Source organism: Chryseobacterium sp. 27AL (genome assembly GCF_057815395.1).
Map to the genome: position 1 here is coordinate 43,485 of NZ_JBYRIW010000018.1, position 16,887 is coordinate 60,371.

The following is a 16,887-nucleotide window of genomic DNA, read 5'->3' on the forward strand; positions in this document are numbered from 1 at the left end:
CGTATCATGATAAAATTTCTCGATTTACAAAAAATCAATCTCAGGTACCAACAGGAAATAGAAGAAGCCCTGATCCAGACTTTCCGTTCCGGATGGTATCTTCTTGGCGGAAAAACAAAAAGTTTCGAAAAGAATTTAGCAGATTATATCGGTACAGATCACGCCATTGGTGTCGCCAACGGATTGGATGCCCTGCGTCTTATTTTCCGCGCCTACATCGAGCTTGGCGTAATGAATACAGGGGATGAAGTCCTTGTTCCTGCCAACACCTACATCGCTTCTGTGCTTGCTATATCAGATAACGGGATGATTCCTGTGTTTGTTGAGCCGGATATAGATACTTATAATATTGATATTTCAAAAATTGAACAAAAAATCAGTCCGAAAACCAAAGCTATCCTTATTGTACATCTTCAGGGAAGAATTGTCTTTTCAGAAAAGCTGAAAGAAATAGCAACGAGATACAAGCTCAAAATTATTGAGGATAATGCTCAGGCAATAGGAGCAGAATGGAAGGGTATTAAATCCGGAAATCTGGGCGACGCTTCAGGCTTTAGCTTTTACCCCGGAAAAAATCTGGGCGCTTTAGGAGATGCAGGCGCAGTAACTACTAGTGATAAAGAATTATCTGAAACCATTCGTGCATTGGGTAATTATGGTTCCAATCAAAAATACATCAATATATATAAAGGTTTAAATTCGAGAATAGACGAATTACAGGCTGCAGTTTTAGATATTAAATTAAAATATATTGACCATGAAAACGAAATGCGCCGGAAGATCGCCAACAAATTTATATCCGGAATAACCCATCCAAAAATTATTCTTCCCGAAATTCCGGCTGACCAAAAAGAACATGTCTGGCATTTATTTGTGATAAGAACGGAGAACAGGGATTCACTGCAGAACCACCTGGCTGAAAAAGGGATCCAGACAATAATTCACTACCCTATCCCTCCCCATAAGCAGGCGGCTTATAAAGAGTATAACCATTTTTCTTTACCTGTTACGGAAAAATTGCATAATGAATGCCTGAGTTTACCAATTTCTTCTATTCTTGAAGAAGAAGACATCCTGCACATCATGAACAGCGTAAATCAATTCTAGATGGAAAAACCATTAGTCACCATCATTGTGGTTTCATATAATCACGGGAGATTTATCCGGGAAAATTTAGAAAGCATTAGAAATCAGACGTATGATAATATTCAGTTAATTGTTGGAGATGATGCTTCTAAGGATAATTCTGTTGAAATTTTTGAGCAGTGGTTACAAGAAAACAATTACCCGGCAGAAAGAAATTTTCATGCTGAGAACACAGGATTAGCCACGATGCTGAATGAGTGCATTACCCTGGCAAAAGGAAAATATATAAAACTGATTGCTGCAGATGATTTCCTTCATCAAGAAGCTATTGAAAAATATGTTTCCAAGCTTGAAAGTTCAGGAGAAGAATACGGAATGGTTTTCAGCAATACTCATACGGTTGATGACAACAGCTTTATCGTTCAAGATTTTGCAGATTACGATTCATTAGGAAATATCAACCCTCATATTTTCAGGAAAGAACTCATAAAAGGTAACAGGATTGCAGCATTAACGGTTTTGTTGAAAACGGATGTGATTAAAGAGACCGGTAAATATGATACCCGTTTTATTGTGGAAGATTATTTCCGCTGGCTGAAAATCAGTGAGAAATATCTTATCGCTTATATCCCTGAAAAGCTTACCTATTACCGTATGCATCCGCAAAACACATCGAAAGTCAAGGCTGAGAAGATAGAACTCGAGACGACACAGTTGCAGATCATGTTTGACTCAGAAGGAACTGTAAAAGATAAAGTTAATGCATATACACACCGATATTACCTTTCAGGGAAAAAGCTTCCCGAAGATTACATGAATGTGTATCATCATTACCCTTATAAGATCAAAAGACTTGATTGGGCAATCCGAAGTAAGATCCCTCCCATGTTTTATAAAGTCATCAATAAAATCGCTGAAATGAAATAATAAACGAATACATGATGAAGGACCAATAAGATTATAAATCCCTAAAAACAACAAATGATGATTATCGGTAATGGAATTCTGGCAAATGCCTTACGATTATATGATACAAAAGATGCCGTTTTTTTTGCATCCGGAGTTTCCAATTCCATGGAAAAAAATCCGGCTGAGTTTGAAAGAGAAAGGACACTTCTAAAGTCCGTTATCTGCAGTGATAACGATAAAAAACTGATATATTTTTCTACATGCAGTATTTACGATCCCAGTAAAAATGAAAGCCCCTATGTTCTTCATAAGCTTACAATTGAAAAATTAATTGCAGAACATTGTCCAAGCTACATTATTTTCCGGGTAGGAAATGCTATAGGCCGTGGAGGAAACCCCAATACACTCATCAACTTCCTAAAAAACGCCATCCTTTCGGAAAATAAACTTACCATCCATACCAATGCAAAAAGAATCCTTATTGGTACAGAAGACATTGCATTATTTATCAGCCAACATATAAAAAACTTGAATAATGAAATAATCAACCTTGCATATCCTTATCAATATTCTATGGCTGAAATTCTGTCGCGAATGGAAAATCATCTCGGTAAAAATGCAATTTATGAAAATGTTGTTGAAGGCTCCTGTTATGCTATAGAATTTAATCCACTTACAGAATCTTTTTTTTCAGGGATAACTTCTGATGAATATCTGAGAAAATTGCTTTCCTATTATTTATAAAAACTATGGTTGAAGAAAATTCCAGAGGGGTTAATAATAAAATTTATTGTATGGATTATAAAGTATCGATTATCGTCCCGTGTTTTAACCACGCAAAATATCTTGAAGAATGTATACAGTCTGTCATCAGCCAGTCGTACACCAATTGGGAATGTATTATTGTAGATGACGGCTCTACAGATAATACGGAAACCGTATCCCGAAGCCTCGAAAATAACAGGATACTGTATATCCATCAGGAAAATAAAGGTTTATCGGGAGCCAGAAATACAGGCATAAGAAATGCAACGGGAAATTATATTTTACCTCTCGATGCAGATGACACCCTCAATCCGTTGGCATTAGAAAAAATGATTTCCGTTTTTCGGGAAAATCCGGAGACCCTGGTTGTATTTTCAGATACGGTAACCTTTGGGCATACTCAAAAAAAATCTAACCTTCAGGAAAAATTTACACTAAGAGAATTGCTTTTAGGAAATAAGCTATACTGTACCTCTATGTTTGAAAAAAAATATTTTGATGAAGGAATTATCTATGATGAAAATCTCAGACACGGATTCGAAGATTGGGAATTCTGGATACAGCTGAAATCTTCCCATCGAGAGCAGCCTTTCACTAAAATAGATTATCCGGTGTTCAACTACAGGTCTCATCCAGAAACTTCTATGATTAAAGAAATTACCGGCAACAATGACAAAAGAGAAATTATCTACCATACCGTCTACGAAAAGCATAAAGCACTCTTCCATGAGTTCTTTCCCAGCTACATTGCCCTTTTAAACAGAAAAACCTTTTATGAAAAAAAACTGGAAAGTATCTATTCCAGTAAACCTTATAGAATATATAACTTTTTAAAAAATTTATTCCGATGAGTCAGTTTGTACATATCATTATGACAAGATTCAATGTTCCAACAAAAGGCTGGAATGAAACACGTTCAGGATACAAACCTTTAACAGAAGAATGGCTGAACGACCGGTTCAGGCTGTTCAGAACCTATGTGCTTCCGTCCTATAAAAAGCAGACCAATCAAAATTATGTCTGGCTTAGCTTTTTTGATGTGAATACATCAGAAAAATTCAGAAAAATCATTAAAGAGATTGAGGCAGAATACCCTGTTTTCAGGTCTGTTTTTGTTGAAGATTTTGATGAAATGAAAACTCAAGCAGTGGAAATAATTCCGCAATTCTTCACCCCCGAAACAAAATTTGTAATTACCAGCGAGCTGGATAACGACGATATGCTTCATCAGGATTATGTAAAAACCGTCCAAGAGCATTTTAAACCCGTTCATGATCTTGTGATCGATTTAAGAAGAGGTTACCAGCTTACCATGTTTCCTCACCGGAAAGCAATCGTTACTTTGTATAATGCCACCGTAAATCCGTTTGTAAGCCTTGCCGAAAGCATTGACAATTTTAAAACCATGCTAAAAGAAAGAGCCCATAACAGCTATCGGCATTATCCGGATTTTTCTGTGGAAGACAGTAAGGAAATGTATATTCAGATTGTCCATCAATATAATCTTATGAACGCTACCTTCAAGCATAAAGCGGTTCATCAAGTGGATTTTTCAGAATATGGAATGACAGAAGAAACTAAGTTTACCATCGACCGTTTAAAAACCTGGCAGCACAATATTTCCAGAATACCTTTTGTAATGGGACTTATCCTGAAAAAAATATATAAAAGATAGAAGCATTATAAATGAAGCTCAACAATCTGCAGATATTACGAGGAATTTCAGCATTACTCGTCTGTTGTTTTCACTTTCGTGAAACAATAAATTTCCCTGAGCTGAATTTTGAGATGTTCTTTTATCTCGTCTTCGGGCTGTCATTATTTTTTAAGGAAAAAAGATATTACTTTATTATCTATTTTTTTGTAATTACTTTTATTTTAGGCTTCTTCATTCCTTTTGGAAATCCTTATATTCGAATGGCAACCAGTTCTTTGAACCTTTATTTGCTTAACAGATATAAAATTCCGAAAAACTATGCAACAGCAATTTCTTTAGTAGGATGTTTATCATTTATATTGATTCTTCCCGGCATTATCCCAATTGATAATGAATGGATAAAATTGTTTTTCATTTCCCTGTTTGTGTTATCGTTCTTAACTTTTGATTATACATTCTGTTGGAAAGGAAATACCTTTATGATATTCTTGGGAGACATTTCCTATTCATTATATCTTTCTCATCCCTTTATAGAAATTGTTTTAAAAAGCTGTAAGCCTGAAGGTTTCACAGGTATCCGCTTTTCATCTTTAAAATTGCCCTTGCTATTTTGCTGGCTTCCCTGCTCTATTTTTTTGTTGACAAAAAAATAACCCATTATTTAAAAATTAAATTAAAAGCATAAAATGAAAATTTCAGTAATTATTCCGGTATATAATGCGGAAAGATATGTTTCACAGGCAGTAGAATCCGCCCTTGAGTTTGATGAAGTTTTTGAGATCATCCTGATAGAAGACAAATCCCCAGACAATGCCCTGCAGGTTTGCCATGAACTTGTAAAAAAATACAGCCGTGTAAAGCTTTATCAGCATCTGGATAAAGGGAATCACGGTGCAGGAGCCTCCAGAAACTTAGGCATATCAATGGCAGAGGGAGATTTTATTGCTTTTCTCGACGCAGATGATTACTACCTTCCCAATCGTTTTGATGCGGAAAAAGAATTATTTCTTAACAGCAATGTAGAGGGTGTTTATGGAGCAATTGGTGTTCATTATTACTCCGAAAAAGCAAAAGAACAGTATTATAAGTTATTTGGAGACCGACTTACTACCGTTTACCAAAAGCATGCGCCGGAAGATGTTTTCCCCGGATTGCTAAATATGAAAGGAACATTCGGGCTGTTCAGCATTGATGCCCTTACCATCAGGAAAAGTTCTCTGAAAAAATTGCAATATCTCTTTAAAACACATTTAAAGCTTCATCAGGATACCGAGTTTTTATTCAGGCTTTCTTATTACCTTAATCTGTATCCCGGAATTCTTGACAAGGCAGTTGCCGTACGTGGTGTACATCAAAATAACAGGATCACCAAAGTAGATGCAAAAGAAATAAAACCATCCTCAACAAGGATCATTTTATGGGAAGAGGTTAATAGCTGGGCACAAAATGAAAATACTCTGCCTGAAAACATTAAACTTCATATTAAAAGGGTGCATAGAAGTTTCCGCATTGCCAATGCGCATTTTCTGAAAAAATGGGGAATGATTCTAAAATATCTGTTAACAGACTATCAAAGCATCCGTTCCGGACTTTATAATATTAATTTCAGGAAAGATCTTTTCTGACCCTGAGATTCATTTAAATAAATAATTCTTAAACTAAATTATAGTTTTAATTGTTTTTGCTTTGAAAAATTAATTTTCCTTAAATAATCACGCATTGGTTTTTCAACAAACTGATAAAAAATAGCAGAAACAATGATTAGAACCAAAATATAAATCCAAAATATTATATTGCTTTGAGACATTTGGAAATAATCCCATAAAACAGACCTTAAAATATACAGCACAGGAATATGAACAATGTAAACAGCATAGCTGATCTCTCCAAGAAATTCCAAAGGTTTTAATGAAAATACTTTTGTCAGCGTACCATTGTTGCAGGAGATTAGATAGATTAAAGGTACAAACAGAACTGCCATTAAGCCATTATGGAAATTCAGCGGAATAAAAATGAGTGATAATAAAATTCCGATAAAAATTAAACTAACGGCAATATCATAATTCTTTTCCTTCCGGTTTTTCACAAAAAATAAGCCTGCTAAATTGCCAATCAAAAACTCATTGACATGCCATAAAGGAAAATAGTGGCTGAATTCATGACTTACCGTATGCGCACCTTTATAAGCGTGAGAATTAACATATAGATTTATAAAAAACTGGGTTCCTATCCAAATCAGTATGGCAATAACCCAAATGCTTTTATTCCCTTTTGAATACAAATAATTGTATAACCAGGGAAAAATAAGATAAAATAAAAATTCTACGGAGATCGACCAACCGGGAAAATTAAGCACCAGCGCTTTCCCCGGAATCCAGCTTTGGATACCCAGAAGATATAAAAGACATTTATAAATACTAAAATCCGAATATCTGGTCACAAGATACAGCAGTAATCCGACCACATATAAAGGATAAATTCTTGCAAATCTGTTCCTGTAAAAATCTTTATAGCTGATCTTTATCTTTTGATGATAGGCCACAATCATAATAAAGCCAGAAAGGATGAAAAAGTAGCTTACCCCTACATTGGCCCGGAGAAAAATTTCCTCAATATACTTGATCTTATATAAAAACAAATCTTTATTAAAATGAGAAATAACGATCGCTATGGCAGCGACAAACCGGGTAAATGTAATCTGACCTATTTTCACGGGCCAAAAATACATCTAAAAGTTTTTATTTTACAAAAACCCCGATGTATTTTCCTTCATATTCCACAACAGTGGTTTCAATATTGTTTTTCTCACAAAAGTCCTGGTAAGCAGAATTATCTCCAATATCATCACTGATGAATACTGAACCGGGCTTCATCCTTCCATAGACTTCATTATAAGCCCACATTCTGCCATTGTAACTTTTATCAGAATCGTAATGGAACACATCGAAAGAGGAGCTTTCAGCGAAAATTTTAGGCAAAGACTCTTTATCAGCAAACCGGAATAATTTCCAATATTTTTTAATATTATCAGGAACAATACAGCCTACAAATTGATCCCCATCCTGTGCAAGATAAGGCATATCTGAGCTATACAGTGTACCGTTTCTCTTTTCTAAAGAAAGTAAAGCGGCCAGAGAAGACCATCCGTAAGCGACTCCTGTTTCCAGGACACGTTCTGCTTTGGTGAATTCACATGCATAATAAATAAGTTCAAGTGCACCCGGACCGCCCATTTTTATGGGACATTCTTTTTCTTTTTGGCCCGCTGCCTGTAAGATTTCAGCAAACTGGCTTCTGAAATCATCAATATCCATAGAAAAAAGCCTGGAAACAGCTTCTTTCTGGGAAACCGCTACGGATGCAGCCCAGGAATTTGTCTTTTCCTTTCCTTTGAATGCACTTTTCCGGTTTACAGTATTTTTAATGATTTTTCTTCCCAACTCGGGATAGAGACCTGGCCTCTTGAGATAAGCCACAAATGTTTTGAGAACTCTCGATATTTCAGTCATTGTGTTAAATTTAAAAACAAAAATATATATTTTTTTTAATTACACAAAACTATTATATTTGTAAAGCAAATATGACGAAAAATTTACACCGATGGCTTTCAACATTTTCGAGAAAATCCAGAGAAGAGGCCAAACCTCCCTGCTTAAAAAACACAAAAAAGTATCCTTTAAAGATATCAGACTGGGGAATTATAATCATTTTATCCTTGACCCCGATATTAAAATCATGAAAATAGACGATTCTGCGTCGTTAAGAAATTTCATCCATATTTTTGTCGGTAAAAAAGCATCGCTTGAGATTGGAAAAGACTTTTTCATGAATAATTTCTGCTCTATCAACTGTCTTGAAAGCATCAGCATAGGTGATAATACCTTATTCGGGGAAAATGTAAAGCTTTACGATCATAATCACAGCTATGAAACCACGCCGGATTTTAAAATTCATCCCAATCAATTTAATACAGGACCGATAACGATAGGCAATAACTGTTGGTTGGGAAGCAATGTCACTGTTCTTAAAGGAGTTACAATTGGAGATAACTCCATTATAGGCGCCGGATGTGTGATTTATAAAGATGTTCCACCAAACACCATCCTTATGAATCGCCAGGAATTGATCAGCAAAAGCTTTATCTGAATTCATTACATTTCAAAAGCATAAACACAAATAATGAAATTTTCGATACTTATTGCCAATTACAACAACGGTAAATACTTTAAAGACTGTTTTCAATCTCTTCTGTCTCAAAATTATCAGAACTGGGAAGCCATTATTCTTGATGATGCATCCACTGATGATTCTGTAGAGGTTATTAAGAAAATAGTAGGAAATGACGGGCGGTTCAGAATTTATTATAATGAAACCAACAGCGGAGTCGGCGTCACTAAAAGCAGGCTTATAGAACTGGCAAAAGGAGAAATATGCGGATTTGTAGATCCCGATGACGCCATATTGCCGACGGCGATATCCTCAAGTATGGAAATTTACAGAAAAAAACCGGATGTTGTACTTACGTATTCCCTTTTTACAAAATGTGATGGAAATCTCAATCCTCAGGAAGTTTTCAACGGCGGAAAGCAGGTGATAAACAAATCTCCATATTTTTTTAATAACCCTATTGAAATTGCCCATTTTGTTACATTTAAAAAAAAGATCTACAACCAGACGGAAAAAATGGACACCTCTATGAAAATCGCAGAAGATCAGGACCTCTATCTTAAAATGTACGAGAAAGGGAAAGTATATTTTATTAATGAGCCCAATTACCTCTACCGAATGCACTCCGGCGGAATTTCGCAGAATGAAAATAAACAGAAATCAAGAAAATATTTTGCTCAAGTGATTTTCAACGCAATGAAACGGAGAGGTTTAAAAAAAGTAAATGGGAAACCGATTCCTAATGAGTTTAAAAATGCTGATGAAATCTATACCCTCCTTGAGTACCAGAATACGCTGACTTCAAAAATAAAGAGAAAGATAATTATCCTTATCCAGCAAATTTTTAATTAATGACAAAAAAAGATAAAATAAAAGTTCTCTTCAGGCATCGCTCTATGGAAATGGGCGGTGTCGAAAAGGTAGTTTTGAGCATGCTTAACAACCTTGATAGGGAAAAATTTGAGCTTACGATATGTCTCAATATCAATCAGGGTGAGCTGCGGAACGAATTTCCTTCCCACGTCAGAAAAGTATATATTGCAAAAGGAAAGGAAGATTTTTCAAAAAATCCACTGATCCGGAAATTACAGCTGGCCATAAGAAAACTGAAGCTCAATAAAGCCCGGAAAGATCCGTCTGTTGCAGACCGCATTCTTCAGGACCAATTTGATGTGGAAATTGCAACAACGTACGCAGTTTATGAGACGGTTCTTAATTCCAGCAATAAAAACTCAAAAAAAATTGCGTGGCTGCATTCTGATCTTACCCTTCCCTCTTTCGATCCTTATCGTGAAAATATTTTCAACAGCATCAAGCAGTTTGATTACATCATCTATGGTTCTCAGCAATGTAAAGATATTCTGGAAGAAAAATATCCTCATATACAATTTCCGCCGGGAAAAGTGATACTCAATGCCATTCCTATGGAGGAGATCAAAGAAAAGGCACAGGCTTTTATCCCCGAATTTGAAAACGCACCTACATTCGTTTCAGTGGGCCGACTGGATATAAGAAAAGGGTACAGAACTCTTCTCGAAGCACACCAAAAACTTCTGGCAGATGGTTTTATTCATCATATTTACGTAATCGGAAACGGTGAAGATTACGAGATGCTCTCCAAAAGAATTGATGAACTGGGAGTTAAAAGTTCCTTCAAACTTTTAGGCACACAAATTAATCCTTATCCGTATGTAAAAAACGCCGATTTCTACATTATGCCTTCTGAAAGTGAAGGCTGGCCATTAATTATTGCGGAAACCCTGATTCTTCAGAAACCGATCATAGCAACAGCAGTGGGCGGCGTTCCTGAAATGATCGATCATTATACCACCGGATATCTTACCGAATATTCTGAGGAAGGTCTTTACCGTGGAATTAAGGAGTTTCTAACGAATAAAAATCTGGTTGAAAATATTCAAAAGAATCTGGTAAATATTGAGGGTAAATTCGACAATAAAAAGATTTTTAACGCTGTCGAAGAAATTATCGAAGAATTGGCTCATAAACAGGAATGATAAATCAGGGAATTCTAAAAATACAATGATGAAAAAGAAAAAAATCCTTATCCGAATTGGTTCATTGCGCCACGGTGGTGCCGAAAAGGTATTGATCAACTTTTTGAAAAATATTCCTCCGGACAAATATGAAATTGATCTTCTCTTGAATCTATACTCCGGACTCTACATCAAGGAAGTTCCTGCCTGGATAAATCTTCACTACCTAATAAAAGGAGAAATGATCACGACCAACAGACCCAAAGATATTCCTATAAAAGCTTTCAGGGTTCTTTATGAGAAAATGTTTCTTTGGCTTCCTTTTCTACTTTACAGGTTTATTCTAAAAAATAAAAAGTACGACGTAGAGATCGCAGGCATTCATGGCCTTTATAAAGAAATACTTTCAAGCCCGCAGAAAAATTCAAAAAAAATCATCTGGGTGCATAACGACATTTTCAGTATAAAAGGTTATACTCCTAAGATAATTCGTAAGTTTTTCAGATTTGATAAAATTCTTGTGATCTCCAATAAAATCCGCGACGGAATGTATGATCTGGCACAAAACGAAGATGAGAAAGGTACAATTATCAAAATATTTAACCCGATTGACCGCAATGAAACACTGAGAAAAGCAGATGTTGAAATTCATAATTTTCCTTTTACAGAAAACCTTCCCACATTTATAAGCATCGGTACAATATTTCCACAAAAAGGGTACGATCGACTGCTGAATGTACATAAAAGACTGATCGATGAAGGACTGAAACATCAGCTGCTGATTATTGGTGACGGTTATGATTTTGATGCTATTCATGATCAGCTTAAAAGATTAGGACTTCACGAAACAGCTAAAATGCTTGGATTCACTGGCAATCCTTATCCTTACCTGAAAAAAGCGGATTTTTATGTGTCGTCTTCTAGACATGAAGGTTTCCCTACGGTTATTGCAGAAGCACTCATCTTCCACAAGCCTATTTCTGCAACTGATGTTTCCGGAATACGGGATCTTCTACAGGACGGTAGACTGGGAAACATCACTGCAAATTCTGAAGAAGGAATTTATGAAGGAATGAAAAAATTTCTTACTGATAAAAATGTTGCTGAAGAATACAAAAGGAGAATTGAACAGTCCGAACTCCCTTTTACTCTGGAAAAATCGGTAGAACATCTTCAAAAAATTATTGACGAAATTTAAAACATCCATAATGGCAGGCTATACCATCATCCAAAAAGATTTTTACCGGGAAAGTGGAAAATGGCTTTCCGGCTTACAGATTATTGCGAAATGTATCAATCCGAATCTGCATTTTATCTATATTTTGAGGAAAGCCCAGAAATACAGGAAAACTCCATTGATGAGCATTTTTTGGAAATTGATTGTAAGACATTATCAAATCAAATACGGCTATCAGATCTATCCTGAAACTGAAATTGGAGAAGGCTTCTATATCGGGCATTGGGGTGCCTTGGTCATTAATCCGAAGGTGAAAATCGGAAAAAACTGCAATATAGCCCAAGGGGTAACGATCGGACAGCAAAATAGAGGGAAGAATGCAGGTTTCCCCGTGATTGGCAACGAGGTATGGATCGGTACCAACGCAGTAATCGTGGGAGGAATTACCATTGGTGACAACGTTTTGATTGCTCCTAATGCCTATGTTAATTTTGATGTTCCTTCCCATTCGGTTGTCGTGGGAAATCCCGGTACTATTTATCTTTCAGAAGCAGCTACAGAAGGCTACATTAACCATAAGATATGAAAATCAAATCTTTATTGTTGATTTTTTATGAATTGTTCGTACTTTTAACAGGAAAATAATAAACATAGAATAAAAATTTGTTTAAAATTTCTATTTAACCGCAAAAGATGCAAAAGATTTAGATACTTTTTAATCTAAGTTAATAAACACGAAGAACAATAGTTTTTAAAAATCTTTGATTTTTATTCTTTTGAAAGCTTTAAATATTCTAATCATTGCGTTAAATTATCTTTTGTGACTTTGGTTAATTCTGAAATTAGTTTAAACAAGTTTTAAGACAAGGATGATTTTAAGCATATTTTATATTAAACTTTGTTAAAAGTATTTGCTTTTTCATCAAAAATTCTATTTTTGCAGTATTATTGATTTAGTCTATTGATTTTAAAAATAATTTACACGAAATAAATAATTATAAATAGTTAAATTATGTCACAATCGTACGAAGTTATTTTTGAAAACAACAGAAAATGGGTAGAATCCAGACTGGCAGACAACCCTGATTTCTTTCACGATCTGGCTAAAACCCAGAACCCTGATTACCTGTACATAGGATGTTCAGACAGCAGGGCTACCGCGGAAGAACTGATGGGAGCAAAGCCCGGTGAAGTGTTTGTTCACAGAAATATTGCCAATATTGTCAATACTTTGGATATGAGTTCCACAGCCGTTATTCAATATGCTGTAGAACACCTTAAAGTAAAGCATATTATTGTCTGTGGCCATTACAACTGTGGCGGTGTGAAGGCAGCCATGACGCCTGAAGATCTCGGATTGCTGAATCCATGGCTGAGAAACATCCGCGATGTTTACAGACTTCATCAGAAAGAGCTTGATTCTATCAGTGATGAAAGCCAACGTTATGACAGGCTTGTGGAGCTTAATGTTCAGGAGCAATGCATCAACGTTGTAAAAATGGCCTGTGTACAGGAAAGATATATTCTTGAAGAATATCCTGTTGTTCACGGGTGGGTTTTTGACCTCAGAACGGGTAAGATCATTGATCTGGAGATTGATTTTGAAAAAATTCTCAAAGACATCCAGAAGATCTACAACCTTACAGGTTCTGACTGGGTAATGAGCAGAAAGACCAAATAGTTTTTCTAAAAAAATGTGAAATGAAACTTTGGAGTATTATTACATTAGTGTTTTTTCTGAATTTCACGGCTTTACCGGGTATAGCCTCGGTTTTCGGCTGGGATCTTACCAGAACGAATGTAGTGATCAGCGAAGAAGAGCCGCACTCTCACCCATCATCCTTCATTGTTTACGAAAAGGCCCTTCCAAAACCTTTGGATGTATTCGATTATCTTAAATTTTTCGAAACATCTCTGGAAGAGAGATCTTTTGTGCCGGTAGATGATTCCTTTCATCTGTCGCCCCTGTTAACCATATTTTCTCCGCCTCCGGAAGCTTAATTAGTATAATCAGAGTTTTTAATGCATATTCATATCATTTTTGATATCGGATACTCATGTACTATTACAAAATTAAATTTCCAATCTTATGTAATTGATTTATTGAAACAATAATAGATCAGTTCTTTCACAGCAGCTTGATATCATGAAAAAAACATCATTAATAGGAGGAATAAAGGAGAATTTCCCTTCAGGACTCGTCGTATTTTTAGTAGCACTTCCCCTTTGTCTGGGGATCGCACTGGCTTCAGGAGCTCCGCCCTTATCCGGCATTATTGCGGGTATCGTGGGAGGTCTTGTAATAGGCTCAATAAGTAATTCAAACATCTCGGTGTCTGGGCCGGCGGCAGGATTAACAGCCATCGTTCTTACCGCAATTACTGATCTCGGAGCCTTTAATATTTTCCTTTGCGCAGGGATTGTTGCAGGCGTTATTCAATTAATTTTAGGATTTATAAGAGCAGGAAGCATTTCCAATTATTTCCCTAACAACGTTATTGAAGGGATGCTTGCCGCTATCGGTATCATCATTATTTTAAAGCAGATTCCACACGCTTTGGGATTTGATAAAGATTACGAAGGTCATCAGTCGATCTTTGATAATGGGTTGAACTTCGGTTATTTCTCAGAATTATTCGGAGCCGTTCATCCGGGAGCCATTATTGTGACGTTGGTTTCGGTTGCCATTCTGATCATTTGGGATAAAGTGTATGCTTTAAGGAGAATAAAAATGCTTCCGGGAGCCCTTGTCGCTGTAGTGGCAGGAATTATCCTGAATGAAATCTTTAAAATGACAGGAAGCTCACTGGCTATACAAAGCCAGCACCTGGTGTCTCTTCCTGTTCCGCAATCTCTGGATGATTTTAAGAACCTTATTACGCTACCGGACTTTACAGGTTTTACCAATCCGAAGGTATGGATCGCCGGGGCTACCATCGCCATAGTAGCATCTATTGAGACCCTTCTTTGTATCGAAGCTTCTGACAGACTGGATCGGCAGAGAAGAATCACAGACACCAACCTCGAGCTTAAAGCGCAGGGAATCGGGAACCTGGTAAGTTCATTTATCGGCGGTCTTCCCATGACTTCGGTGGTCGTAAGAAGTTCTGCCAATGCCAACGCAGGAGCGACTTCAAAATTATCCGCAATTATTCATGGATTCCTTTTATTGATATGTGTTTTGTCTATACCCGTTATATTAAATCTTATTCCTCTGGCTACTTTGGCCGCAGTATTGATCTTAGTCGGATACAAGCTGGCAAAACCGGCGACTTTCAAACATTTCTGGCATTTGGGTAAATTCCAGTTTATCCCGTTTGTGGCTACCGTGATTGCCGTTGTAGCAACAGATCTGTTGAAAGGAGTAGGAATAGGTCTTGCCATCTCGGTTTTCTACATCCTGCAGGGAAATATGAAAAGAGCGTATTATCTGAGCAGGGAGAAACTTGATGATGCAGACGGAATCAATATCAAACTGGCTGAGGAAGTCTCATTCCTGAATAAAGCCGCGATTAAGAAAACATTGAAAAATATAAAGCCGAACTCTACGGTAACGATTGATGCCAGGGGAACGTCCTATATCGCGACCGATGTATTGGAAATGATTCAGGATTTTGCCAACATAAGGGCCAAAGAAGAAGACATCAATGTAGAGCTGTTAGGGTTCAAAACATCATACAGAGACTATGAAAGAGATGAAAATTCTCATATCGTTGTCACTCATAAAAGAGCAATGTAAACTCATTGTTTAATAAATTTTTTAACTTTAAAAATATAAATAAATTATATGAAAGCACACACTCACGAAACTCAGTCTACCATTACTCCGGAAAAAGCATTAGAGTTTTTAAAGGAAGGAAACCAGAGATTTGTCAATAACTTAAAAGCCAACAGAGATCTTCTGGAGCAGGTAAACGCTACCCGTGAAGGACAATGGCCTTTTGCAGTAGTCTTAAGCTGTATAGACAGCCGTACTTCTGCAGAGCTTATTTTCGATCAGGGCCTGGGAGATATTTTCAGCATCAGAATTGCAGGAAATTTTGTGAACCAGGATATTCTGGGGTCTATGGAGTTCGGATGTAACGTAGCAGGTTCGAAGCTGGTTGTGGTTTTAGGACATACTAAATGTGGCGCTTTGAAAGGAGGGCTGGATGCTGCAAAGATCGAAGGATTGGGAATGGATAATCTGAATCACCTGATCAATCATTTCGATCCGATCATTAAAGAAGTAATCGAAGAAGGAGAAGAGCGTTCTTCGAGCAACAGCTCACTTTTGGAAAGACTTAATCATCAGAATGTAAAAAGTGCCATTGAAGATATCCGTAAACAAAGCTCAACGCTTAGAAAGCTGGAAGAAGAAGGTAAAATAAGAATCGTAGGTGCCAATTATGATGTGGAAACCGGTGCCGTAAACTGGTTATAAGGATCAAATCCTAAGAAATTAGGTGAAAATTAATAAAATATGTTAAGTTAGATAGATTGGAAATTAAATTTTTAAAAGTACATCTGAAGGCCATCGTTTACGGTGGTCTTTTTGCATCTAAAAACGTACAATAATCTTCTTTGAAGCAACAATTCTTTAATGCGGGCCTTCGACTCCGCTCAGGCACCGCCAGCCGACTACTTTTATGTCGCTCCGTAGAATTCCATATACCCTAACCGAAGGGAACGCTCATACTCTAAAACACTCCAACCCTCCTACACTACCACACACTTTTGTCATTGACTACGTCGAATCTGTGATTTCCGTAGGAATCTCGGCATAGCTTTTAAAGTTAACATGGAAAGATTCGTGCTTAGATCCCTACAGGATGACAAGCTGGAATGATAAAACACTCACACTCCATAACTCTTAAACCCTCCTACTAAAAGTTGGCTGAGCGGAGCCGAAGCCACCAGTCCTTCCAGTGTAACGCGGGCCTTCGACTCCGCTCAGGCGCCGCCAGTCGACTACTTTTCGTCGTTTCACAGAAACATCCATACAACTATACTCTAAAGACACTCAATCCACTCTAAAACACTACAACCCCAATGGTGGCTGAGGTCACTCGAAGCCACCAGTCCTTCAACTCAAACCCTCCAACCCAACGGTGGCTGAGCGGAGCCGAAGCCACATTCTTGAAGCCAAAAAA

At 36.9% G+C, this 16,887-nt stretch carries 17 protein-coding genes; 15 read left to right on the plus strand and 2 right to left on the minus strand.

What is annotated here, in order from left to right; translation table 11 throughout:
• Positions 1–6: 6 nt before the first annotated feature.
• The 6 genes from AC3WV0_RS17065 (at position 7) to AC3WV0_RS17090 (ending at position 6,042) form a co-directional block, all read left to right on the plus strand.
• Positions 7–1,107: a DegT/DnrJ/EryC1/StrS family aminotransferase gene (locus AC3WV0_RS17065; RefSeq protein WP_488847289.1), complete on the plus strand. Its 1,101-nt coding sequence runs from the start codon at positions 7–9 to the stop codon at positions 1,105–1,107.
• Entirely contained in the window at positions 1,108–2,013 is a 906-nt protein-coding gene (locus AC3WV0_RS17070) for a glycosyltransferase family 2 protein (RefSeq protein WP_488847290.1), read from the plus strand.
• A gap of 54 nt (positions 2,014–2,067) precedes the next feature.
• A complete protein-coding gene (locus tag AC3WV0_RS17075; protein ID WP_488847291.1) occupies positions 2,068–2,739 on the plus strand; it encodes an NAD-dependent epimerase/dehydratase family protein in 672 nt (223 codons plus the stop codon).
• 50 nt (positions 2,740–2,789) lie between these two features.
• Positions 2,790–3,611 carry a glycosyltransferase family 2 protein gene (locus tag AC3WV0_RS17080; RefSeq protein WP_488847293.1) on the plus strand — a complete coding sequence of 274 codons (822 nt, stop codon included), beginning with the start codon at positions 2,790–2,792 and terminating at the stop codon, positions 3,609–3,611.
• Positions 3,608–4,435 carry a glycosyltransferase gene (locus AC3WV0_RS17085; RefSeq protein ID WP_488847294.1) on the plus strand — a complete coding sequence of 276 codons (828 nt, stop codon included), beginning with the start codon at positions 3,608–3,610 and terminating at the stop codon, positions 4,433–4,435. The genes AC3WV0_RS17080 and AC3WV0_RS17085 overlap by 4 nt, the downstream gene beginning before the upstream one ends.
• A 668-nt stretch (positions 4,436–5,103) precedes the next feature.
• Positions 5,104–6,042, plus strand: a complete 939-nt coding sequence (locus tag AC3WV0_RS17090) for a glycosyltransferase family 2 protein (RefSeq protein WP_488847295.1) — start codon at positions 5,104–5,106, stop codon at positions 6,040–6,042.
• A gap of 38 nt (positions 6,043–6,080) precedes the next feature.
• On the opposite strand, the gene AC3WV0_RS17095 is transcribed toward AC3WV0_RS17090, so the two are convergent.
• Positions 6,081–7,145, minus strand: a complete 1,065-nt coding sequence (locus AC3WV0_RS17095; RefSeq protein ID WP_488847297.1) for an acyltransferase family protein — start codon at positions 7,143–7,145, stop codon at positions 6,081–6,083.
• A gap of 10 nt (positions 7,146–7,155) precedes the next feature.
• Positions 7,156–7,926 carry a class I SAM-dependent methyltransferase gene (locus AC3WV0_RS17100; protein WP_488847298.1) on the minus strand — a complete coding sequence of 257 codons (771 nt, stop codon included), beginning with the start codon at positions 7,924–7,926 and terminating at the stop codon, positions 7,156–7,158.
• Between the two features lie 91 nt (positions 7,927–8,017).
• Between AC3WV0_RS17100 and AC3WV0_RS17105 the strand changes: the two genes are divergently transcribed.
• From AC3WV0_RS17105 to AC3WV0_RS17145, 9 genes are all read left to right on the plus strand, one after another.
• On the plus strand, positions 8,018–8,563 hold the full coding sequence (locus AC3WV0_RS17105; protein ID WP_488847299.1) for an acyltransferase: 546 nt from the start codon (positions 8,018–8,020) through the stop codon (positions 8,561–8,563).
• Positions 8,564–8,596: 33 nt separating this feature from the next.
• Positions 8,597–9,436 carry a glycosyltransferase family 2 protein gene (locus tag AC3WV0_RS17110; protein WP_488847300.1) on the plus strand — a complete coding sequence of 280 codons (840 nt, stop codon included), beginning with the start codon at positions 8,597–8,599 and terminating at the stop codon, positions 9,434–9,436.
• Positions 9,436–10,599, plus strand: a complete 1,164-nt coding sequence (locus AC3WV0_RS17115) for a glycosyltransferase (protein ID WP_488847301.1) — start codon at positions 9,436–9,438, stop codon at positions 10,597–10,599. The genes AC3WV0_RS17110 and AC3WV0_RS17115 overlap by 1 nt, the downstream gene beginning before the upstream one ends.
• Positions 10,600–10,627: 28 nt before the next feature.
• A complete protein-coding gene (locus tag AC3WV0_RS17120; protein ID WP_488847302.1) occupies positions 10,628–11,776 on the plus strand; it encodes a glycosyltransferase in 1,149 nt (382 codons plus the stop codon).
• Between the two features lie 10 nt (positions 11,777–11,786).
• Positions 11,787–12,341 carry a serine acetyltransferase gene (locus tag AC3WV0_RS17125; protein WP_488847303.1) on the plus strand — a complete coding sequence of 185 codons (555 nt, stop codon included), beginning with the start codon at positions 11,787–11,789 and terminating at the stop codon, positions 12,339–12,341.
• A gap of 426 nt (positions 12,342–12,767) precedes the next feature.
• Positions 12,768–13,436, plus strand: coding sequence for a carbonic anhydrase (locus tag AC3WV0_RS17130; RefSeq protein WP_488847304.1), 669 nt, complete (start codon positions 12,768–12,770; stop codon positions 13,434–13,436).
• 20 nt (positions 13,437–13,456) lie between these two features.
• The gene (locus AC3WV0_RS17135; RefSeq protein WP_488847305.1) at positions 13,457–13,756 is read left to right on the plus strand and encodes a hypothetical protein; all 300 of its coding nucleotides are present in this window, start codon (positions 13,457–13,459) and stop codon (positions 13,754–13,756) included.
• 145 nt (positions 13,757–13,901) lie between these two features.
• Entirely contained in the window at positions 13,902–15,494 is a 1,593-nt protein-coding gene (locus tag AC3WV0_RS17140; RefSeq protein ID WP_488847306.1) for a SulP family inorganic anion transporter, read from the plus strand.
• Positions 15,495–15,542: 48 nt separating this feature from the next.
• The gene (locus tag AC3WV0_RS17145) at positions 15,543–16,178 is read left to right on the plus strand and encodes a carbonic anhydrase family protein (RefSeq protein WP_488847307.1); all 636 of its coding nucleotides are present in this window, start codon (positions 15,543–15,545) and stop codon (positions 16,176–16,178) included.
• The last annotated feature ends 709 nt before the right edge of the window (positions 16,179–16,887 follow it).